This window comes from Bacillus sp. MAG717A, assembly GCF_036884855.1.
Taxonomy (GTDB): Bacteria; Bacillota; Bacilli; order Bacillales; family Bacillaceae; genus Bacillus; species Bacillus safensis.
Genome location: NZ_CP145733.1, coordinates 394,701 through 415,005 on the forward strand (window position 1 = coordinate 394,701; position 20,305 = coordinate 415,005).

Here is a 20,305-nt window from a genome sequence, read left to right on the forward strand (position 1 = left end):
TTCAGTTCATTCCATTATACGATGCTTTTTTCCTAAAAAATAATGATTCAGAGGATATTGCGCGGGAGGCTTCGCCATTCTTCTCTCAGCATTCCGTAGCGCATCGAATCATAATACTCTCCTTGATAATAACGGACCTTTCTCAGTCTCCCCTCAAGGACAAATCCGCATTTCTCTGCGCACCGCATCATCCGTTCATTCCCTGACCAAGTGGTTAGACCAATTCGAGGGATATCAATATGCGTAAATAATACATCAATCCATAGATTTAATGCCTTTGTCCCAATGCCCCCGCTCCAAAAGCGTGAGTCATAAATGACAATGCCGCATTCAAGCCACCGTGTACGTTCATTCTCCCAATAATATGATACGGTACCTTTGATATCACCGTCTATTTCAATGCCATATAGCTTTTGGGGAATGGATTCATCCTGTAAGTAACGTTTCTTAAATGCAGAAAGCGGGATTTCGTGTTCATAAAAATAAGGGGCATTCCATTTTCGATAGGACTGGTCTGGTGCTTTAAATTTTAAATGCCACACTGCCTCTAAATCCGTTTCGGTTAATGGACGTATGTTTACAAGCTCTTCCTTTTCTCTTTTCATCTGTTCACGTTCCTTTACTTTGTCGTTCTTTTTGCTAGATGACGGTACTCAATCGGCGTCATGCCTTCATTTTGCCGAAACAGCTTAGAAAAATAAGTAGGGTCGTCAATGCCTACATGCTCTGCAATGGATGCGATTTTTTCATTTGTTGAGGCGAGCATGCTTTTAGCTTTTTCGATCTTGAGACGATGGCTGTACTGGTTTGGCGTCAATCCGTACACCGTCTGCATACACCTTGTCATGTAGTCAGGATGATAGTGCAGTTTCTCTGCAAGCTGCTCCATATGCAATTTCTCCATAAAGTGATGCTCAAGATAGTGAACCACTTCTGATGCGACAGTCTCCTTTGCACTTGGAATATGAAATGCTTCCTTTTGCAGGTGAATGAGCAGTTCCTCAAATAGAAGCTGTTTTTTCAGCGGAAGTTCAGATGCATCATGATTTAATGCGCTCATCGCTGAAAGGTGTTTTTCTAACACACTTCGTCCCTTCACTTTTCCTAAACGAGGCAGGCTAAATTCATATGTTGCCGGCTTTTCGAAGGTGGCTTGGTTTTGTTTCATATCAATCCAGTGTTCTCTTGGCCGGTTCGTCAGCTCAAATCGGTCAATTGAGAAATGAAGCCACTCATAGTAGGTATCCTCTTCACATGGCAGATGTCCGCCATGAGACAGGCCCGGTGAGAGAATCATATATTCACCTTCTTTTACGTGAAAAGCCTCCTCGTCCTCTGTCATCCATAGTTCACCTTTTGTGACATAGAGAAGATCAAATACAGCAAAGGTTCTTGAGATATGTCTTTCTCCTTGATGAAATATCCCTTTACCTGAAGCTATATAAATAGGAAACGGCGGTACAGTAAAAGTAATAAATCGATTCATATTCATCCCCTTATGAAGTCGTATTTCTCCAATAAGTTTCGGTTTCATCTCTTCTTATTATAGTCGATGCAAGGTACACTATAAATCGGATTTATACGAAAGGGGGCTTTGTGATGAAATCTCAAACCCTGTCATATGAAAAGGTTCAAGCCAAAGATGAGAAAACGCACCCTTCATTATTTGCATTAACTTGGCCTATTTTTATCGAAATCTCTTTATATATGCTCATGGGAAGCGCTGATACACTTATGCTCAGCCAATACTCTGATAACAGTGTGGCCGCAGTAGGTGTAAGCAACCAGCTCCTGAATTTATTAATTGTCATGTTCAGCTTCATTACAACAGGAACGACCATTGTGATTGCGCAGCTTCTAGGAGCTGACCGCAAGCAGGAAGCGACTCAAGTCGCCTATGTCTCACTAGGGACCAACTTCTTGATCAGCTTTGTCATTAGTCTCCTCATGTTTATGTTAGCTGTTCCCATTCTGCACATGATGGGCTTATCAAGTGAACTCATGCCGGATGCGGCGGTCTTTTTACAAATTGTCGGGCTGCTTTCTTTTATTCAAGCACTTATTATGACGTATAGTGCTATTTTAAAAAGCTACGGATATACAAGAGACACGATGTATGTCACCATCGGAATGAATTTGCTAAACGTTGCCGGCAATTATTTGGTCATCTTTGGTCCGTTTGGCTTTCCGGTATTAGGTGTCATGGGTGTTGCCTTTTCAACCTCGCTGGCTCGATTGATCGGATTGATGGCGATGATTCTCATTGTCCGCCGCCGAATTGGACTGCGCTTTTCGCTGAAGAGCATGTTTCACATCCAGCATACGCATTTAAAAAAGCTGCTGAAAATTGGCATTCCTTCTGCTGGAGAGCAGCTTTCTTATAACGGCTCTCAAATGATCATTACACTGTTTATTACATTTATGGGGACGCAGGCTTTAGTAGCAAAGGTCTACACTCAAAATTTGATGATGTTCATTATGTTATTTGGTGCAGCGATTAGCCAAGGCACACAGATTTTAATTGGGCGCCATATTGGAGCGAAAGAATTCGATGCGGCCTACCGCAGATGTATGAAAAGCTTATACTGGGCCATTGCGCTCTCTCTTCTTTCTTCCACTGCTTTATCTTTATCATCGACGCATTTGCTTACGTTTTTCACTAGCAATCATGAAATCATTCAAATCGCCGCCACACTTCTCCTATTGACGATCATTTTAGAGCCGGGACGCTCTTTTAATATGGTCATTATTAATTCATTGCGGGCTGCTGGTGACGCGAAGTTTCCAGTGTATATGGCGATGATTTCAATGTGGGGAATCGGGCTTCCGATCGCTTACTTGTTAGGCATTCAGCTTGAAATGGGGCTCATCGGGGTTTGGATTTCTTTTATCGTGGATGAATGGGTCAGAGGCATCTTTATGTATAGGCGCTGGCGTTCCAGAGTATGGACGGAGTATCGTTTTTCTTCCACATAAAAAGGACTGCGGGGTGCAGTCCTTTTTTACGTAATATCTTCTAAAATAAGTGCTTTTTCCTGTTTTGAAATAAATGCTCGCTCTGTAAAGACGCGGTATTCGTTTTCTCTTGTTTTATCTAAGATGGCTTTATAAAAGTGGGCTGCTGCTTTCACCGGTATACGTGAATATAACGGGAATTCATGAAGATGGTCAAAAAACTCCTCATAGTATGCCTCTGCCTCAAAAGCAATGTACTCCCAGACGTGCTGAAAAGCTTGATTGACAATCCCTTCCTTCAATTCTTGCTCTGTGTACCCGAATTGATCCATCACTTGCTTTGGCAAATAAATACGGTCTCTTTCAGCCTGATCTTCGCCGATATCTCGAAGAATGTTGGTTAGCTGCATAGCGATCCCTAACGAAATGGCTGCTTCTTTTAGCTGCTCTTTTTTACGCGGTGCAATAATGGGAAGGAGCATGAGTCCAACGGTACTAGCAACATGATAGGAATAGATGAGCAGTTCATCTAACGTTTCGTATCGCTGCTGCTCTAAATCCATCTCCTGTCCTTGGAGCAGGTCACGAAACGGGGCTTCATCCATCCGAAACTCTTGAAATGTATGCTCTAGCGCCACCCATATCGGATCATTCCGGTCTACCTCACCTTGTAAAAATTGATCAAACGTCTTCCGAAAGGATGCAAGGTCCTCTTGTGGCGAAGGCGACTCATCTACAATGTCATCTGCTCTCCGGCAAAAGGAATACACGGCCCAGACGGCCTGTCTTTTCTTTTTAGGCAGCATGGAAAAGGCCCGGTAAAACGTTTTTGAATGGGTTTGAATGGTTTCCTCACACACTTTTAATGCTGTTTGTACATCAACCACTTAGTTTCACTTCCTTTCTATCATTCAAATCTTTTAGTAGTACAGAAGCCATGAGCTTCGCACTTTGCATCACGATCGGCACCCCGCCGCCCGGATGGATGGAAGCACCTGCCGCATAAAGATTGTCTGTCTCACTGACCTTCACTTGCGGGCGGAAGACACCTGATTGGAACAAATTAGGCGCAAGTCCAAAGCTGCCGCCTTCAAACAATCCTTCTCGCAAGGAATCATTTGGTGTTCTGACCTTTTTCCAGACAATCGACTCTCGCAATCCTGGAAAACCTCTTTTTTCAAGGACACCCACCATGTTCTCGACAAAATCTGTCTCCTCTTCCCAGTTGATATGATCTCCTGAAGGAACGGGAACGAGCATGTATAGAACACTGCAACCATCTGGGGCAAGAGATGGATCAATGATCGATGGATTAAATATATAAAATGACGGGTCTTGAGGAATCGTTTTTGTTTGAAAAACCTCTTTCATATGCTGCTCAAAGTGTTCTCCCATAAAAAATTGATGAACAGGTGCTTCCTGATACATCTTGTTTAACCCAAGATACACCATCACACAGCCAGAGGACGGCACGTATTTCCGGCGATCTTGTTCGTCTAAACCAAACTGTTTTAACGCAGCTGGATAATCTCCATTGATCACAAATGCATCAGCGGCTACATGTTCATCATTCACTTTTGCTTTGACTGCCCGTTTTCCCTCAAACTCAAATTGCGCAACTTCTTCATTTTTTCTTACATGCACACCCATTTTGATGAGCTGCCCTTCCAATATATCTACTAAACTTGCATAACCGCCTTTTAAATAGTAAATTCCATGTGCGTGCTCACTATATGAAACAAGCGAATAAATGGCCGATGCTTCATACGGGTTTCCTCCAACATAGAGGGTTTGAAGTGCGTATGCATCTCGCAGGCGTTCGTCTGAGAAATATTTTTTCAGAGCGCTTTGTACCGTTCGATACGCCTTTAATTTCATTAAAATCTTCATATTGGCTTTTGTAAAAAATGTACGTTTTTCGTGAAATGATTTTTCTAGAAAAGCTTTCTGCCCTTCTTGAAACCGGTCCGTCATTTCTTCCATAAACCTCTGGAACCCTTGATCTTCTTTTGGAAATACACGTCTGATTTCATCTAGCTGACGACGTGCATCAGAGTATTTCGTATAGGAGGTTCCATCTTGATATTGAATTGTGTACAGCGGATCAAGCTGCAACAGATCAAGAGATGATTCGTCAATTCCTACCTCATGTAAAATGCCTTTTAACATGTCAGGAAGTAGGACAATGGTCGGACCTTCATCTACTTTATATCCTTTTTCACGTACAAAAGCAAGTCTCCCACCAAGCCGTTCATTTTTTTCGACAAGGGTGACATCATGTCCCGCTTTTTTCAAATAAAGCGCTGAGATCATTCCGCCAATACCGCCACCTGCAATCAAAATATGTTGTTTCATGAGGCGCTCCCCTTTTCTTGATGCCGCATTGTTTTGTGTGAATGTTTCTCTTTTGAAAGAATGGCATTTGTCGTGATACGCGCTGATTCTAAAATGGTTGGCAGTCCGCTTCCTGGATGTGTTCCTCCTCCAACGAGCCAGCAGTGCTTTAATTCATCAAATTCATTGTGCGGCCTTAGAACCATCATCTGCGTGAGCTGGTGGCCAAGGTTAAATGTAGCTCCTTCATATACGTAAAGGTCTTCCTCCCATTGCTTCGGTGTGATCATCCGCTCAACTTCTATATGCTGCCTGACATTCTGAAAGCCGGTTTTCCGCTCCAATGTATCCAGCACAAGCTCTCTAAATTCATCTTGATGCGCTTCCCAGTCAATACCGCTTTGGTTATTGGCAACTGGAGCAAGCACATAAAGAGCTGATTTTCCTTTTGGAGCAAGTGAGTCATCGGTTACACTTGCATTTTGAATATAAATAGACGGATCATCTGGCAACTCATATGTTTTCGTAATGCCTTTGACGAATCTAGCATAATCATCGGAAAAAACAATGGTATGATGCGGTTCATCATACATGGTATCCAATCCTAAATAGAGCATAAAGGTAGAGCATGAGAATTTTTTCTTTTTTAGTTTTTTCTCACTGTATTTCTTTAAAAGACCTGGCTCGACAAGCCTTGTCATCACATGTGCAAAGTCTCCATTGACGACAACCTCATCTGCTTGTATTTCTTCCCCAGATTCTAAACGAATGCCTTTTACTTTCCTTCCCTCGGTGAGCAGCTTGTCGACGCCAGCTGACAGATGAATCTCTGCTCCAGCTTCAACCGCCGCCTTTGCCATCGCTTCTGACAGCTGATTGACACCGCCCTTCGGATGGAATACACCTGTATCATGCTCCATAAACGAAAGGATTGAGAACGCACCAGGGCATTCCCACGGCGACATTCCTAAGTACTTTGATTGAAATGTAAAGGCATATTTCACTGATTCATTCGAGAAATAGTCTGACAGTACATCATACAAACTTTTATTTAGCGAAAGCTGTGGAAGTGCTTTGATCACCTTCGGACGAAGGTAATGATGAAAGCGGTCCATTTTACTTTGTAAAATTGGTGTGAGCCGATCCATTTTGCGCTTTGTATCCTTCATAAATCTTAGATATCCTTCGCCCTCACCCGGCGCAAAGGCTTCTAATCGTTTGTACATTTCATCGCGATCTCGAATCATATCCAGCTGATTGTCTTGAAAAATTAATCTATACATCTCTTTTAATTCAATCACATCGATATAGTCATAAAGATTTTTACCAGCAAAGGTGAACAGCTCCTCTGCAATATGAATCATGCTTAGAAAGGTAGGACCTGTATCAAACGTGAAATCACCAAGCTGAAACTTAGCATTACGTCCGCCGACAAAGGACTGTTTTTCGTATACATGAACTTCATGTCCTTTGCTTTGAAGCATCATAGCTGCCGCAAGTCCCCCTGGTCCCGCTCCGATCACAATGATTTTCATTATCCTTTTTCCTCCAAATTAATTCACTTTAAGTTAATTATACAAATTAGAAAGATTAGATCAACTTTTGATGTGCTCAAAAAGTCTCATGTTATGTATCAAAAAAGCCGGCTTCCTTTCAACAAGTACAAGAAAGCCGACCCTTTATTACGCTTCTATATCAATTCGATACGTTTCAAACCAATGATGAATCTGTGCTAGATGGGCAATCAACTGTGGGCCCTTCATGAGCTGGCCATACCAAGGCACATGAAAGGAAGCTCCTTCCGTTTCAATCAGCTGCTTTAATTGATGCGGATCTAAAAATTCGTGAAGGACAGAATCTTTTTGCGCGAGACAGTTTGTTAGCATCTCTTTCACAGCCTGAGTATAGGCTGGATGATGTGTTTTCGGGTAAGGACTCTTCTTTCGATAAAGCACTTCATTCGGTAAAATTCCCTCTAATGCTTTTCGTAAAACCCCTTTTTCACGATTTCCATGCATTTTCATTTCCCAAGGAATATTCCACACATATTCGACAAGGCGATGATCTGCAAATGGCACACGTACCTCAAGACTAGCACCCATACTCATTCGATCTTTTCGATCAAGCAGTGTTGTCATAAACCAGATCATATTTAAGTAAAAAAGTTCTCTCCGAGCTTTATCGACTCCAGTTTCTCCATCTAAAAGAGGCGTTTCTGCCACCGTTTCTTCATATTTGCTTTGTGCGTATTCCTTAAGTGACAGCTTTTTTTGCCAAGAGTCTTGCAGGAGCTGCGTTCTTGCTTCTGTCGATCTCATCCAAGGGAAACTATTTGTTTCATTTGCCATGTGAAACCAAGGATAGCCGCCAAAAATCTCATCAGCACACTCACCTGATAAACCAACAACGAAATCCTTTTTAATTTCTCGGCAGAATATAAGTAAAGAAGAATCGATATCTGCCATCCCAGGTAAATCTCGAACCTCAACCGCTTCCTTCAAATAAGCAGCCAGCTCTTTTTGACCGATGATACAGTTGTGATGATTTGTTTGAAACGCTTTGGTCATTTGATCAATCCATGGGCCATCAGCATTCGGCTGGAATTGACTTGCTTCAAAGAATTGATCATTTTCTTCGTAGTCAATGGAATACGTATGAAGCGGTGCTTTCCCTATTTTCTCAAAGTGCTTAGCGGCAATGGCAGTAATGGCACTAGAATCGACGCCGCCAGATAAAAATGTACATACAGGCACATCAGAGACAAGCTGTCTTGTCACAGCATCTGTAAAGAGATGCTTAATGTGCTGTGCGGTGTCATCAAGTGAGTCAGTATGCTCCTTGCTTTTGACATTCCAGTATCTCCACACGCGCAGGCCGTCTTTTGAAAAGGTCAAGGCATGTGCAGGTCTCAGCTCTTTTACCCCTTTAAACACTCCTTGGCCTGGTGTTCTTGACGGCCCTAAGCCAAAGATCTCCGATAGCCCTTCATGATCGACTTTTGCTTTGATATCAGGGTGAGCAAGAAGTGCTTTAATCTCTGAACCAAATAAGAAGGAATGATGACGTTCTGTATAGAAAAATGGCTTGACACCGAGCCGATCTCTCCCTGCAAATAACAATTCACGCTCACTATCCCAGATCACAAATGCAAAAATGCCATTAAAATGGGAGACACACTCTTCCTTCCATTCTGTATAGGCATGAAGAAGAACTTCTGTATCAGAATGCCCAAGAAAGCGGTGCCCCCTTTTTAACAATTCTTTTCTTATATCCTCCGTGTTATAGAGCTCTCCATTGTATACAATCGTATAAGCATGGTTTTGATGTGTATATGTCATCGGCTGCTTTCCGCCTTCTACATCTACCACCGCTAACCTTTTATGCCCGAAAAGAACATGCTCACTTTTCCACGTATTTGTATCATCTGGCCCTCTTTTAGATAATGTATCTGTCATTTGATTGATTACATGATCCTGTTGGATGAGCTGCTTTTTAAAGTCTGCCCAGCCTGTAATTCCACACATCATCATCAGCTCCCATCCGTTTTTCCTCAAGTGTTCTCATTCAGCCTTTCTTAGTTTATGCATCGTCTCCTTGATAGTTGATTTGTCCTTTTTTCCCGGTGTATAGGACAGGCTTGATTTGGTAAGAAAAGAAAGAGGAAAGGAGCTTTTGCAAATGGAGAATCGAATGAAGCAGCTTGAACGCTGTAGCAGAAGATGGTGTAACGGGTATTTGCTCATTGAAAACGGGCATTGTTTGATTGAAGATGAAGAAGGAGAGATCATGCTGCCAGAAAGTCTTCAAAGCACAATGATCTGTTTGAAGGAAAATGACCGATGGACAAAAGGAGAATTGCTTGGTTCCATGGTTCTTCAGGAAAACGGGCAGCTAATAGAAGTACAAGGAGGAGAAAAAATTCAATATACGGCGTCCCTTGCCAAAGGCTGGCTCGATCTTCTTATGTTCGTACCGGAGAACGTCTTTGATCACATCCTTGAGCAGGTAGAGCAGCTTGGTTTTTCCGTCTATGATTGTGTCTTCTCTTCCTTTCATTCATTGCAGCGCGTCTCTTTCTTTCAGTTTTCGGCAGATACGCAATCACTTGCACTTCAATGTCACCATGACCCTGCCTCCAGTCACATTCGTTTTGAATGGACCACTTCAGATGGGCAACGGATCGTTTCACAATTTGATGCCACATAAAAAGGACACTGCTTCGTATAAGCAATGTCCTTTTTATATTAAAAGATATGGAAACCGATCGGCAAACGTAAACCGAGAAGAATGGTCACAATTGCAAATACGATAAAACCAATCAACACACCAGTCACCGATTTTCCTTTTTTCTTGCGCACTAGGACCATTTCCATGAAACCGATCACTAGGATACCGAGAATCATTTTTCCGATATACTCGCCCCCGAAACCTGGAATTTTCATTCCTGTGCGAACATACAGCTCTACGCCTGTTGCGATAATGATCAAGTAGAATAAGCGAACGATCATGTGCACAATTTTAGCGCCTTTGTCGTTTTTACCTGCTAGAGCAAAGGCTACGAAGAATAAAATAATCCCCAGCACCCATGCTGTGATATGTAAATGTGTTCCCATTTGTGATTTCCCCCTTTATCAGAACAAGTACCTTCTCATCGTACCACGAAATAAGTCGAACACAAAGCGACAATCCTGTGTCATCATGTGCTTTATTTGACGTGATTTGTCAGCGTCCCAATCGGTTCAATCGTGATGTCAATTCGATCTCCAGAAGTTAAAAACTTAGGCGGTTCAAAGCCCTTCCCTACCCCAGAAGGTGTACCTGTTGCAATGATGTCACCTGCTTCTAGCGTCATCCCTTTTGAAAGAGTGGAGACAATGTTCTCAATTGTGAAGATCATTAATTCCGTACTGGCAGACTGACGAACCTCTCCGTTTACCTTTGTTTCCACATGGAGCGCACCATGATCCTCGATCATTGATTTATGAACGATATAAGGTCCTATCGGGCAGGTTGTATCTAAGCTTTTGCCAATGAAAAATTGTTTATGTTTTTTCTGCAAATCTCTTGCCGTCACATCATTTAAAATGGTGTAACCGAATATATAATCTCGGACCTCTTCAGGAGCAATGTTTTTCCCTGATTTGCCCATCACGATAGCAAGCTCCCCTTCATAATCCAATTCACTTGTCACATCTTCATGAAGAAGAATCTCATCTTTGTGTCCAATGACAGAAGTAGGTGCCTTTGTAAAAATCATCACGTCTTTAGGAATATCCGCCGCACTTCCCATTTCCATAACATGATCTTGATAATTCTTTCCGACACACATGATGTTTTTAGACGGCTTTGGAATCGGGGCATGGAGTTTCACGTCCGAAAGCGGATATACATAAGAGCCGCGGTCTTCTTCTTTTTTCTCAGCCCAATCAAGAAGCTGCCCCACATGTTCTACAAACTTGTCCCCCATTTTGATGCACTCAGATAAAGAGTTTGGCAGTGTCTCAAGCTCAAATAATTTGGCTTCTGCCTTTTTGACGTCCATCACCCATTCATCATCAATGACTACCCCAATAAACATGCTGCTATGTATCTCACCTGTAAAAAACTTCATGTCTTCCCCTCACAATCTTCATTTCGCTAAGTTATGATGTCTCATTTTATTTCTCTATGAAATAAAAAAAACCCTTTTTTATCATACTCTCTTTTAAAAAGGGTTTCAAAAATGATGATTGAATGCCTAGCGGAAACGGCGATATTCCCACATATTTCCTTGATCCCATTTACGCTCAACATTTCCTGTTCTTTGAGAACGATGCTTCTTCTTTCCACATCTATGGCAAGATCGGCTGCGTTTATGGTGATGAGAACGTTTAGATCGATGGCTACGGCGTGACTTGCGGCTCTTCTTATGATGGGATCTGTGCTTGCTGCGATGTGACTTGCGGCAGCTCTTCTTATGATGCGATCTGTGCTTGCTGCGGTGTGACTTGCGGCAGCTTTTCTTATGATGCGATTTGTGCTTGCTGCGGTGTGACTTGCGGCAGCTCTTCTTATGATGCGATCTGTGTTTGCTGCGACATGACTTTTTCGGTTCGCTCTTTTTGCTTCTGCAAGATTTTTTGCTTTTATATGACTTTTTACTCTTCATGCTTTTCTTAGAGCGATAACTTTTCTTTGAACGATAGCTTCTGTAGCTTTTTTTACTACGGCGTGATTTACGGCGTCCACCACCGCCAAAGAACCAATGACCGCGATTTGAATGACGAGAACGAGCTGACTTATGCGAACGTTTCGATTCTGGTTCACGATCTAAGTGATGATCACGTCCCTCACTTCGAAGTGAAGCCACTGCATGTTCAATGTGCGAATGATCAAATGTACTCACGAACAATTCCCCTCCAGTCTATGCTTCGACAAAACAAACAGACAAAGCTGTTTATCTTCTCTGCTTTATGTTACGAGACTCGGTAGACAAGTGTTCGTGACGAATGCCTCTTTCCTTTAAAACTCCATGAATACCTACCAGCCGGTACAGGACATTCCTTCACTTTCATATTGTAAAGAAGAGCATATAGGAGGTTGATGAACGTATGAACACGGAACCTTTAAAACAAATTGATATGTGGATTCATCCAAAGGACCTGATTGAACTAAAAAAAGACATTTGGAACGATGAACCTGTTGAAGCTATTCTGAAAACAGGCCAAACCAAATCACATATTTATGCTTCATACCGCGGTTCACACATTAGAAAGCTTAAGAAAAAATCCTATCAAATTGAATACCGAAAGCCAAAACAAAGACAAGGCGAATCCATCTTTCATTTAAATGCAGAGTACAATGACCCTTCGTTTATCCGAAACAGACTATCTTTTTATTTCTTTGAGCAGATGGGGGTGCTTAGTCCAGCCGCTTCTCATGTGTTTCTCACCTTAAACGGAAGAAAAGAAGGCATTTATTTGAAAATAGAATCCGTCGATGAGTTCTTTCTTCAAAAACGGCAGCTTTCAGGAGGCGGCATTTATTATGCGGTTGATGACGACGCGAACTTCTCCCTTTTGAGTTCTTTTGATAAAAAGCCAAAAAAGCACCTTCTTCTCGGATACGAGAAAAAAACGGGGACGTCTCAACATGATCAGCAGCTGAGCGAATTTATTTACTTTCTCAACACAGCAAGAGATGAGACTTTTGCAGAAAAAATTGAACAATACCTAGATGTGACACAATATTTCCGCTGGCTCATCGGTGTGGTATGCACACAAAACTTTGATGGTTTTGTTCATAATTACGCTCTTTATGTGAATGAACAAGGGCGGTTTCAAGTACTTCCTTGGGATTATGATGCAACATGGGGTCGTGACATTCATGGAGAAGAAATGGCGTTTGATTATATCCCAGTAAACGGCTTTAATACATTAACTGCTAGACTACTAGATATCCCTTCGTTTAAAGAAGCCTATTACACACTTTTCCAGCATGTACTCGATACACATTTTGTAGAAGACCGGCTCTGTCCAATCATCGAGAAATGGCATGAATCGATTGTGGACCGAATTGGAGATGATCCATATACGAAAGATCGAAAAGACATCCTACCATCTGAACGAGACTTAATCCGGCAGTATATCAACAAAAGACGACGTTATTTACAGGCTGAGATCAGAAAAGAGAAATTTGGTACGTAAGAACACTTTCGAATTTTGTCACTTTATTACTCATATTGACGAAACAGCTTTTTTTATAGAAAAATAGGGTATACTAACCATATCCTTCTATTTGATAAAAAATGTGAGAGTTGGCGTCCGTTATGATCAATTATGAAATTGAACAAAAAAGATTACATTTAATTGAGACTGCGAAAAAATTCGGGATGAATGCCGAAGAAACCATCAGATGCAGTCAAGAGCTTGACATGCTCTTAAATAAAGGCATCAAATCCACCTCTAAAGATTGCTCAAAAAAAGGGTAAGCCATACATCTAATTCCTCTCATGAAAAGCTTTCAAAAAGACAATCACACATTAAAAGACCCATCATAAGCTATGGTGAAACGCCCAAAAACAAAGTGCCCTAATTTTATAAAGGATGTGCACCGCTATGCCGGCTATTGTGGGAGCCTTTAAAGTAAATGCCGTCGGAACGAGCGGAGTCGTTCATGTTGGAGACTGTATCACCATTTCTCCAAATAGTCAGGTTAAAACGTTTGCTGGCGCAGGCAGTTTTAATACAGGTGATCAATTGCAAATTAGCAACTACAAAAGTGTGACAAATACGTACGACAGTGATGTCATAGATCAACCGCTTGTTGGTAACTTGTAAGGAGTGAGGATCCGTTGAACTTCTATATTAATCAAGCGATACAAATTAATTATTTACGTGTGGAGTCTGTGAGTAACTCCTCTGTTCTGCAAATCGGGAGTGCTGGATCCATCAAAGCCCTTTCCAACCTGTATAACACGGGAAGCTACGTAGAAGCAGCGCCTGCCGCAGCAGGTACACAAGGAATTGAAGAATCTCAAGGCGCAAGCACCGCACCTTTTGTACCGCTTCAGTCACCAACAACTTAAGTCATCTGCAATCCCCGGAGGTGTAGGTAAATGTATGATTATCAGAGCAACGCTTCACAAGTATATGGCATCATTCAAAAACAATCGCAACAAATCATGATGCTTGAAAAAAGGCTTAACGAGCTTCAGCAGGAAATGCAAATGATCAAAGATAAACCGACAACGAATATTGAACGGATTGATTATCAATTTGATCAACTGAAAATCGAACGGCTGGAAGGGACGCTGAATATCGGCCTCAACCCATCTGATCCAAACAGTGTTCAAAACTTTGAAGTGGGCCAAACAACAACCCCGGGAATTGGAATGATGCAACAAGAAATGGCTGATCAATTTTTCAATCAAACACGGCAGCTTGTCGATGCATTTCTAAATGAAGAAGCTCCAGAACTTCTTGAAGAACTAGAGCAGCGATATGAAGGGTCCCTCGATGAAAGCAACAAACACCATATCATTGAGGACATTCGCAAGCAAATTGACAGCAGGATCAAATACTATGCGGGACAGTTACCACACCGGGAAGATATGACACCGTTGCAGCGTTCAGAGCAAATTGCTGAATATGTGAAGCATGATGTAAAGCGGGCGATTGAGCACTTTTTAGCCCATATTCCAAGTGAAACGAAAGGAGAGGAAAACGGATGAATTTCACAGTTGTCAACCGCAACATTGAGACCGGAAGCATTAAAGTAGTCGGGGTATCGTCTTCTTCCTTATTTATCATCGGGGACACAGATCATGTACAATTATCCTCAATTTTCGATACACCGCCAGAATCTCTGATTATTGGCCCGTTTGTTCCTCTAGCACCTCGATAATGATCAAGCGCACATCTCAAGTGAAGTTCTCAAAGGTAAATTCTGTCGGGATTTCGAGTGTGGTTCAAATCGGTGATACTCAGGAGCTATGCCCGAAAGTCAAGGTGTTAGCTGTTCAACGAACCATTAGTTTGTTTTATGGCTATGAAGCAGAAAATTTAGATGCGAAAGAATTTGAAGTGTATTATGAGCCTATTCCATTGATGCTCCCAGAACGATCAGTGAGAACAGCCTTTTACCATGAAAAGCCTGTGATCAAAGTGTCTTCGATCCATGTAGAAGGGGTATCATCGTCCTCTGTCTATCAAATCGGCTCTACTTGTCGAATGAATGGCGTTGCGCGAGTGAAGCATATTAGGGAGCTATTTAGCAATGATGAAAGTACGCAAAACTCACAAATGGACCTACCTGCGCATATGATGGTGATATGACTTCGAATAAAGGATGTCGATTATGCCAGCAATTGTCGGACCCATTTACATTAACTCTATTTCTGGAGGCGTCGTAAACGTCGGTGACTCATTCTACCTGTCGCCTAAAAGTTCGTCAAAATCTGCTTTAGGCTCTGGAGCGGGGAATACCGGAGATTTCTTGATATTAAATAATGGCATTAGCGCCACCAACTATGTGGATCCTGACTTAAATGATCAGAATATGGTAGGTAATGCATGAAGCAGCTCCTCTACACCTATTTCAAATAGAGGAGCGCTTTTTTATGCTTATTTCTTTCTGCGCTGTCTCGATTTTTTTGTTTTAACTAGCTTGCTTGCCGGCTGTTTCCGAATCCATTTGATGTACGAAGCAAGCTTTTCATCCTGCCTCAGTGCATCAATTGTGTTCAAACGTGCGGCAAGCTCCTGGTTTGTAAAAAGGGCATGTACTTGTTTATGACAAGGGATGCACAAGAAGGCAGTCGGTAAAAAAGCACCACCCTCTTCTCTTGGCGTTAAGTGATGTTCTGTGAGCAGGACATCTTGTCTTCCGCACAGCTCACATAATCCAATTGTTTGCTTTGCCACCGTGTCATCACCTCAATATTTACATTAATTCCATTGAGACTGTTGTCCCTTTCCCGCTTGGATCTGCTGGATGGACAATCAGTTTCTTCGGCAGCCGCATTTTCAATTCTTCCACATGGCTGATGACACCAACAGCTAAGTTTTGGGATTGTAATTTCTCTAATGCGGTAATGACCGTATCAAGCAAGTCTTGATCAAGGGTACCAAAGCCTTCATCAAGGAAAAAGAATTGCAGCGGAAACTCACCTCTCAGCTGAATCTGCGCTGAAAGAGCTAGTGCAAGGGCAAGCGACGTCAGGAAGGTTTCCCCGCCGGACAAGCTGGACACTGGACGTCTGACACCGCCATTCGCATCATCGCGCATGACAAAGCCGCCTTCTGAATCCACCTCAATCGCATACCTTTGTCTTGTCAAAATACCAAGACGGGCAGATGCATCACGACTGACACTTTCCAGCTGTTCTTCTGCTAAGAACTCAACAAATGTATTTCCTTTAAACACGGTTTGCAGCTTATCAAGTCGATCAATTTCTTGCTGCAGCTCCGCTAAGCGTTCATGAATACTTGCAAATCGCTGGTGATTTTCTTCCATCACACGCAGATGTTCATAAGCAGAGCCGCTCATCACTGTTGCTTCTTCTAATGCCTTTTCTGCCGCTTCTTTCCTCAGTTGAATATCAGTCCACTGCTCTTCATCTATTGACTCATCTTTCAGCAGTTCAGAAATTCGCTTTAAGTTTGCGGCACATTGCTTTCTTTTATCCTCAAATTCATCAATTTCTTGTTTAACTGATTGACGTACTGCCTGATTCAGCAAAGCAGATTCAATCTCTTGAGGCTTATCAAAAGGAGAAGACTCCGATTCTTTATCCCATGCTGCTCGTGCTTCTTGTTTTCTTCGTTCAGCCTCTTGAAGCTGACGCTCACTGCTTGAAAAATGGCTTTGTGCTTGACTAAAGAGCTCCTGCGCGTGCTGTAATTGCTTGAACGATTGCTGTTCCATTTCATTGAGACGAACAAGCGTGTGTTCAACCTCAATCAGTTCTTCAGAAATGGAGACAGCTTTTAATGGATATCGCCCTAAATCTGTTTCATATTGATGAATGAGCTTTTCCTGACTTTCCAGCTGATGCGCTAGTTTATCAAGTTCCTTCTCCACATCGTATATGGCTGTTTGCAGCTGTTCTTTTGCCTGCTGTTTTTCTTCCAAAAATGAAATACTTTTCTCAATCCGCTCTTTATAGCCTTCCGCTTGCTGGTCCTTTTCATCTATCTGCTTTTGCATTTCTTGTACTTGATGCAATGTAAAGTGCGGGAAGGCCTGTTCAAATTGAGATGTTTGCTCTGAAAGCTCAGATTGAAGCTCCTTGATCAGCCCGTCTAATTCGTCGATACGCTGCTGTTCAAATGTCATTTGATCTTTTATCTTGTTTATCTCTGCTGCTTGATCATGTGTTTCATCCATTAAACGAGCTCGTTTACGATCAACTTCTTGAATATCTTGTTTCAAGCCTTTCCATTCTTGCATGAGATACTGCAAGGACTCCGGATATTGCACTGCTTCTAGTGCTGCCGCAACTTCCGCACCTGGAGCTTTCTGAGATAAAAAGGCAAATTGTTTTACTAATTGATTAGCGTGCGTTTCCAATAGCTGCTTGGCGGCATACATGTCTCTTGTGTATTCCTCTGCCTGCTTAAGCTCTGTGTCCATCCGTTGAATCACTTCATCGATTTGTGCCACTGTTTCTTCATGGTCATTGTTTTCCAATGCCTTTGAGTCATGATGAACCGATCCACAAACAGGACATGGCTCACCATCTACAAGCTCTGCCGCTAATTCTTTTCTTAATTCCGCCGCCCTAACAGCATCACGCTGTTTTAATTTTTCGAGCTTCTGACTTTGTTCTCTTTTACTCCATTCTGTAAAAGCCCGTTCGAATTCACATACATAGAAATAGAGCTGTTCAATCGCTTGAAACGATTGGTCTATTTTTTCATGATGGTCTTTTTGCTGTTTTTGAAGCTTTTCAAATGCTGCTGCGGTCTGTGATGATCGCTTTTTGAGCTCCTCCATCTTTTGTTCTTCCTTGTGTATGCTTTGATGTATTCTTTGAACATTTTCGCTTAAACGCAAAGCATCCTGTACACTTTTCCGTTCTTTTACAGAGACTTGTAATGACTCCAGCTCACGCTTCAGCTGTGTTTGTTTTGCCAGTGCACGTTCTAACAATGATTGGAGATTGTCTGCTTCTTCTTTTTTTTGTAATAATTGCTGCGCTGTATTATTTTTTCTCTGTTCGATTGCCGTCTTTTCCTGAAGAGCCGCCTCTTTTTTTCGTTCAATTTCCTTTAGCTGAATCAGCTGCTCTTTCTTTTGGAGGAGTTCCGGCTCAGTTTCTATTTTCTTTTGTCTGGCTTGCTCATAGTTCTGCGTCATTTGATCATAGATCGATCGTTGATGCAGAAGCTGATTTTCTGCTTCCTGCTTCTCTTTTAATGCTTGAGAAAGCTGATTTTCAGCCTTTGTTAATGCATCCGCATAGGGCTTTAATGCATCTGCCTGCTCAGCAATATGAAGCTTGGCCTTTTTTTCTTCCATTGATGGTGCCAGTTGATTCAGATGGTTTAGTTCCGTCTCATAAGCTTCTTGTTCTTTTTGATACTGCCAAATTGTTTGCGCCTTTGTAAAAGCAGTGAACGCCTCATCCCGCGCTTGTTTTTTCTCATGAAAAATAGCCTTTGCCTGCTCTGCCGCTTCCTTTGCCTTTGCGAGCGCCTCAGGACCAGCTTCACCTAAACCATTCAGCTCAGCAAGCAGTTCATTTTTTTGTCCATACTGATTCTGCGCCTTTGCGCGCAAACGTTTGACGAGCTGATCCCCATACTTTTCCAGGTTAAACAAACGCTGAAGCATTTGTCGTCTATCGGCTCCTTTTAAGGAAAGGAATTCTGCAAACTTCCCTTGGGGCAAGACAACCGCACGCGTAAAATCATCAATGGTTAACCCGAGTAATTCCTCTATTTTACGATTGACCTCACTCGCTTTATCTGCAAGGACTGTCTGCGAATCACCAATTTCAATCAGACGGCATAGTGTCGTTCTGACTTTCATTTCATCCGCCCGCTTAAAAGCACGTTCGACTTTATAAGAAATATGGTGTTCCTTCTGCAAAGCGAACGTAAAGGAAACTGACAGTTTCTCTTCCGCTTGGTTCAAAATACCATGTGTATTATTTAACGCACGTTCCACTTTGCCATAGAGTGCCAGGGTCATTGCGTCTAATATGGACGATTTTCCGCTTCCTGTCGGTCCAAAAATGCCAAACACACCTGCATCACATAATGAGCTAAAGTCAATTGTTTGTTCTTCTCTGAAGCTATGAAGTCCTTTAATGGTTAGCGTAATCGGCTTCAAGTCGCTTCCTCCTCTTGCATTTCATTGGCGAGCTCTAAAAACAGCTTAATTGTTTTTTCATCAGGAAGTCCGCCGCCTGTCTGGCGCTCATAAAATTTCACGAACCGCTCTTCGATCGAGAGCTTTTCGATTTGCTTTTGTTCTTCCAATTGCTGCAGTTCTTTAAATTTTGGTCTAATATGGACAAACCCGCTATGCTGCTTTCGGAGCTGATGGATCTCTTCTATAGAGAGCTGATCTGTTAAATGAATCTCTAAATCAATCCATGCCTGAAGATCCCGTTTTTCATCCAGCCACTCGTGTACTTGACTCAGTCCCTCAGTAGCCTTCCATTTCACAAGTGGTTTTCCGCTTGATAACAACACTTCTTTCCAGCTTGCTTTTTCATTAGGTTTTGCTTCAACAATCGTGACTGATTTGGCATATCCTGATTCAGAAAAGCTGTAAGCAAGAGGTGACCCGGAATAGCGGGCGATCGTTTTGGCACGCTTGATGGTTTGCGGCCTGTGCAAATGACCAAGGGCCACATAGCAGGCTGCTTCTGGCAGACTTTCAGCCGCAACGGTATATGCACCGCCTACTTCAATCGGTCTTTCTGAATCTGTTTGACTTCCTCCTGCCACATAAATATGGCTCGTTGCGATATTGACCGTATCGGCTTGAAATTGAGTGCTTAAATGTTGGAATGCTTGCTGTATTTTTAAATTGTAATGATCACGAAGCACTTTCTCTTCAAATGTTTCAGCCAGTACCTCGTTTAGTCTCGCTTCAGACGGATAGGCGAGTGCTGCAATGGATAAACGTTCACTCGAAGAAGGAACATCGACGCGGATGATATCATTTGTCGGATATCCAATTAAATGAATCCCCTGATCATTTGTTAAAGGAGATGCGGCGGATAGTCGATCCGGATTATCATGGTTGCCTGAGATGACCACGACCTGACGTTTTCCTTTATCAGATAAGGCGGATAGACTTTCGTAAAAAAGCTGCTCTGCTCTAGCAGGCGGATTCACTGTATCAAAGGCGTCTCCAGCCATGACAATGACATCAATGTGTTCGTCTTTTACGATTTGATACAGCTCATCTAAAAACTGTGCTTGCTCATCAAGCCGGCTTCGGCCTTCAAGGGTTTTTCCTAAATGCCAATCCGCCGTATGCAGAATTCTCATGTGATTCACCTCTCATTCCGAAACAT

21 protein-coding genes are annotated in these 20,305 nt (G+C 42.3%); 10 read left to right on the forward strand and 11 right to left on the reverse strand.

The window, feature by feature from the left end:
- Positions 1 to 47 precede the first annotated feature (47 nt).
- Both V6Z54_RS02120 and V6Z54_RS02125 read right to left on the reverse strand, forming a co-directional pair.
- Positions 48 to 605 (reverse strand): GNAT family protein, encoded by a 558-nt coding sequence (locus tag V6Z54_RS02120; protein ID WP_058838824.1) that lies wholly within the window; start codon positions 603 to 605, stop codon positions 48 to 50.
- 14 nt (positions 606 to 619) lie between these two features.
- Positions 620 to 1,486 (reverse strand): AraC family transcriptional regulator, encoded by an 867-nt coding sequence (locus V6Z54_RS02125; RefSeq protein ID WP_338527647.1) that lies wholly within the window; start codon positions 1,484 to 1,486, stop codon positions 620 to 622.
- A gap of 113 nt (positions 1,487 to 1,599) precedes the next feature.
- Between V6Z54_RS02125 and V6Z54_RS02130 the strand changes: the two genes are divergently transcribed.
- The gene (locus tag V6Z54_RS02130) at positions 1,600 to 2,976 is read left to right on the forward strand and encodes an MATE family efflux transporter (protein ID WP_338527648.1); all 1,377 of its coding nucleotides are present in this window, start codon (positions 1,600 to 1,602) and stop codon (positions 2,974 to 2,976) included.
- A 26-nt stretch (positions 2,977 to 3,002) separates the two neighbouring features.
- Here the strand turns inward: V6Z54_RS02130 and V6Z54_RS02135 are convergent, their stop codons facing one another.
- The 4 genes from V6Z54_RS02135 to asnB form a co-directional block, all read right to left on the reverse strand.
- On the reverse strand, positions 3,003 to 3,842 hold the full coding sequence (locus tag V6Z54_RS02135) for a phytoene/squalene synthase family protein (RefSeq protein ID WP_099663133.1): 840 nt from the start codon (positions 3,840 to 3,842) through the stop codon (positions 3,003 to 3,005).
- Positions 3,835 to 5,310: a phytoene desaturase family protein gene (gene crtI, locus V6Z54_RS02140; RefSeq protein WP_338527649.1), complete on the reverse strand. Its 1,476-nt coding sequence runs from the start codon at positions 5,308 to 5,310 to the stop codon at positions 3,835 to 3,837. The genes V6Z54_RS02135 and crtI (V6Z54_RS02140) overlap by 8 nt, the downstream gene beginning before the upstream one ends.
- The gene (crtI, locus tag V6Z54_RS02145) at positions 5,307 to 6,824 is read right to left on the reverse strand and encodes a phytoene desaturase family protein (protein WP_338527650.1); all 1,518 of its coding nucleotides are present in this window, start codon (positions 6,822 to 6,824) and stop codon (positions 5,307 to 5,309) included. The genes crtI (V6Z54_RS02140) and crtI (V6Z54_RS02145) overlap by 4 nt, the downstream gene beginning before the upstream one ends.
- Positions 6,825 to 6,971: 147 nt before the next feature.
- Positions 6,972 to 8,813 (reverse strand): asparagine synthase (glutamine-hydrolyzing), encoded by a 1,842-nt coding sequence (asnB, locus tag V6Z54_RS02150; RefSeq protein ID WP_099663130.1) that lies wholly within the window; start codon positions 8,811 to 8,813, stop codon positions 6,972 to 6,974.
- A 154-nt stretch (positions 8,814 to 8,967) separates the two neighbouring features.
- Between asnB and V6Z54_RS02155 the strand changes: the two genes are divergently transcribed.
- On the forward strand, positions 8,968 to 9,495 hold the full coding sequence (locus V6Z54_RS02155; protein WP_260775745.1) for a DUF2777 domain-containing protein: 528 nt from the start codon (positions 8,968 to 8,970) through the stop codon (positions 9,493 to 9,495).
- A gap of 38 nt (positions 9,496 to 9,533) precedes the next feature.
- Here the strand turns inward: V6Z54_RS02155 and V6Z54_RS02160 are convergent, their stop codons facing one another.
- Complete coding sequence (locus V6Z54_RS02160) at positions 9,534 to 9,902, reverse strand: YisL family protein (protein WP_034282135.1); 369 nt, start codon at positions 9,900 to 9,902, stop codon at positions 9,534 to 9,536.
- A gap of 92 nt (positions 9,903 to 9,994) precedes the next feature.
- On the reverse strand, positions 9,995 to 10,900 hold the full coding sequence (locus V6Z54_RS02165; RefSeq protein ID WP_338527651.1) for a fumarylacetoacetate hydrolase family protein: 906 nt from the start codon (positions 10,898 to 10,900) through the stop codon (positions 9,995 to 9,997).
- Positions 10,901 to 11,879: 979 nt separating this feature from the next.
- Between V6Z54_RS02165 and V6Z54_RS02170 the strand changes: the two genes are divergently transcribed.
- From V6Z54_RS02170 to V6Z54_RS02205, 8 genes are all read left to right on the forward strand, one after another.
- Positions 11,880 to 12,974 (forward strand): CotH kinase family protein, encoded by a 1,095-nt coding sequence (locus V6Z54_RS02170; protein WP_338527652.1) that lies wholly within the window; start codon positions 11,880 to 11,882, stop codon positions 12,972 to 12,974.
- Between the two features lie 122 nt (positions 12,975 to 13,096).
- Positions 13,097 to 13,258, forward strand: a complete 162-nt coding sequence (locus V6Z54_RS02175) for an aspartyl-phosphate phosphatase Spo0E family protein (protein WP_039177669.1) — start codon at positions 13,097 to 13,099, stop codon at positions 13,256 to 13,258.
- 127 nt (positions 13,259 to 13,385) lie between these two features.
- Positions 13,386 to 13,607, forward strand: coding sequence for a spore germination protein (locus V6Z54_RS02180; RefSeq protein WP_024425506.1), 222 nt, complete (start codon positions 13,386 to 13,388; stop codon positions 13,605 to 13,607).
- Between the two features lie 14 nt (positions 13,608 to 13,621).
- On the forward strand, positions 13,622 to 13,855 hold the full coding sequence (locus tag V6Z54_RS02185; RefSeq protein ID WP_003210877.1) for a spore germination protein GerPB: 234 nt from the start codon (positions 13,622 to 13,624) through the stop codon (positions 13,853 to 13,855).
- A 30-nt stretch (positions 13,856 to 13,885) separates the two neighbouring features.
- On the forward strand, positions 13,886 to 14,500 hold the full coding sequence (locus V6Z54_RS02190) for a spore germination protein GerPC (protein WP_047202343.1): 615 nt from the start codon (positions 13,886 to 13,888) through the stop codon (positions 14,498 to 14,500).
- Positions 14,497 to 14,673 (forward strand): germination protein GerPD, encoded by a 177-nt coding sequence (locus V6Z54_RS02195; RefSeq protein WP_003210893.1) that lies wholly within the window; start codon positions 14,497 to 14,499, stop codon positions 14,671 to 14,673. The genes V6Z54_RS02190 and V6Z54_RS02195 overlap by 4 nt, the downstream gene beginning before the upstream one ends.
- Positions 14,673 to 15,104: a spore germination protein GerPE gene (locus V6Z54_RS02200; RefSeq protein ID WP_338527653.1), complete on the forward strand. Its 432-nt coding sequence runs from the start codon at positions 14,673 to 14,675 to the stop codon at positions 15,102 to 15,104. The genes V6Z54_RS02195 and V6Z54_RS02200 overlap by 1 nt, the downstream gene beginning before the upstream one ends.
- Before the next feature lie 22 nt (positions 15,105 to 15,126).
- Positions 15,127 to 15,345: a spore germination protein gene (locus V6Z54_RS02205; RefSeq protein WP_003211468.1), complete on the forward strand. Its 219-nt coding sequence runs from the start codon at positions 15,127 to 15,129 to the stop codon at positions 15,343 to 15,345.
- Positions 15,346 to 15,392: 47 nt separating this feature from the next.
- Here the strand turns inward: V6Z54_RS02205 and V6Z54_RS02210 are convergent, their stop codons facing one another.
- The 3 genes from V6Z54_RS02210 to sbcD are packed head-to-tail and all read right to left on the reverse strand — an operon-like array spanning position 15,393 to position 20,279.
- A complete protein-coding gene (locus tag V6Z54_RS02210; protein ID WP_039177660.1) occupies positions 15,393 to 15,692 on the reverse strand; it encodes a hypothetical protein in 300 nt (99 codons plus the stop codon).
- A gap of 19 nt (positions 15,693 to 15,711) precedes the next feature.
- Positions 15,712 to 19,107, reverse strand: coding sequence for an exonuclease subunit SbcC (gene sbcC, locus V6Z54_RS02215; RefSeq protein WP_338527654.1), 3,396 nt, complete (start codon positions 19,105 to 19,107; stop codon positions 15,712 to 15,714).
- A complete protein-coding gene (sbcD, locus tag V6Z54_RS02220) occupies positions 19,104 to 20,279 on the reverse strand; it encodes an exonuclease subunit SbcD (RefSeq protein WP_058838814.1) in 1,176 nt (391 codons plus the stop codon). The genes sbcC and sbcD overlap by 4 nt, the downstream gene beginning before the upstream one ends.
- Positions 20,280 to 20,305 lie beyond the last annotated feature (26 nt).

Coding starts and splice junctions, on each gene's coding strand:
- V6Z54_RS02120 (WP_058838824.1), bottom strand. CDS start 605: ATGAAAAGAGAAAAGGAAGAGCTTGTAAACATACGTCCATTAACCGAA.
- V6Z54_RS02125 (WP_338527647.1), bottom strand. CDS start 1,486: ATGAATCGATTTATTACTTTTACTGTACCGCCGTTTCCTATTTATATA.
- V6Z54_RS02130 (WP_338527648.1), top strand. CDS start 1,600: ATGAAATCTCAAACCCTGTCATATGAAAAGGTTCAAGCCAAAGATGAG.
- crtI (WP_338527649.1), bottom strand. CDS start 5,310: ATGAAACAACATATTTTGATTGCAGGTGGCGGTATTGGCGGAATGATC.
- crtI (WP_338527650.1), bottom strand. CDS start 6,824: ATGAAAATCATTGTGATCGGAGCGGGACCAGGGGGACTTGCGGCAGCT.
- asnB (WP_099663130.1), bottom strand. CDS start 8,813: ATGTGTGGAATTACAGGCTGGGCAGACTTTAAAAAGCAGCTCATCCAA.
- V6Z54_RS02155 (WP_260775745.1), top strand. CDS start 8,968: ATGGAGAATCGAATGAAGCAGCTTGAACGCTGTAGCAGAAGATGGTGT.
- V6Z54_RS02160 (WP_034282135.1), bottom strand. CDS start 9,902: ATGGGAACACATTTACATATCACAGCATGGGTGCTGGGGATTATTTTA.
- V6Z54_RS02165 (WP_338527651.1), bottom strand. CDS start 10,900: ATGAAGTTTTTTACAGGTGAGATACATAGCAGCATGTTTATTGGGGTA.
- V6Z54_RS02170 (WP_338527652.1), top strand. CDS start 11,880: ATGAACACGGAACCTTTAAAACAAATTGATATGTGGATTCATCCAAAG.
- V6Z54_RS02175 (WP_039177669.1), top strand. CDS start 13,097: ATGATCAATTATGAAATTGAACAAAAAAGATTACATTTAATTGAGACT.
- V6Z54_RS02180 (WP_024425506.1), top strand. CDS start 13,386: ATGCCGGCTATTGTGGGAGCCTTTAAAGTAAATGCCGTCGGAACGAGC.
- V6Z54_RS02190 (WP_047202343.1), top strand. CDS start 13,886: ATGTATGATTATCAGAGCAACGCTTCACAAGTATATGGCATCATTCAA.
- V6Z54_RS02195 (WP_003210893.1), top strand. CDS start 14,497: ATGAATTTCACAGTTGTCAACCGCAACATTGAGACCGGAAGCATTAAA.
- V6Z54_RS02200 (WP_338527653.1), top strand. CDS start 14,673: ATGATCAAGCGCACATCTCAAGTGAAGTTCTCAAAGGTAAATTCTGTC.
- V6Z54_RS02205 (WP_003211468.1), top strand. CDS start 15,127: ATGCCAGCAATTGTCGGACCCATTTACATTAACTCTATTTCTGGAGGC.
- sbcD (WP_058838814.1), bottom strand. CDS start 20,279: ATGAGAATTCTGCATACGGCGGATTGGCATTTAGGAAAAACCCTTGAA.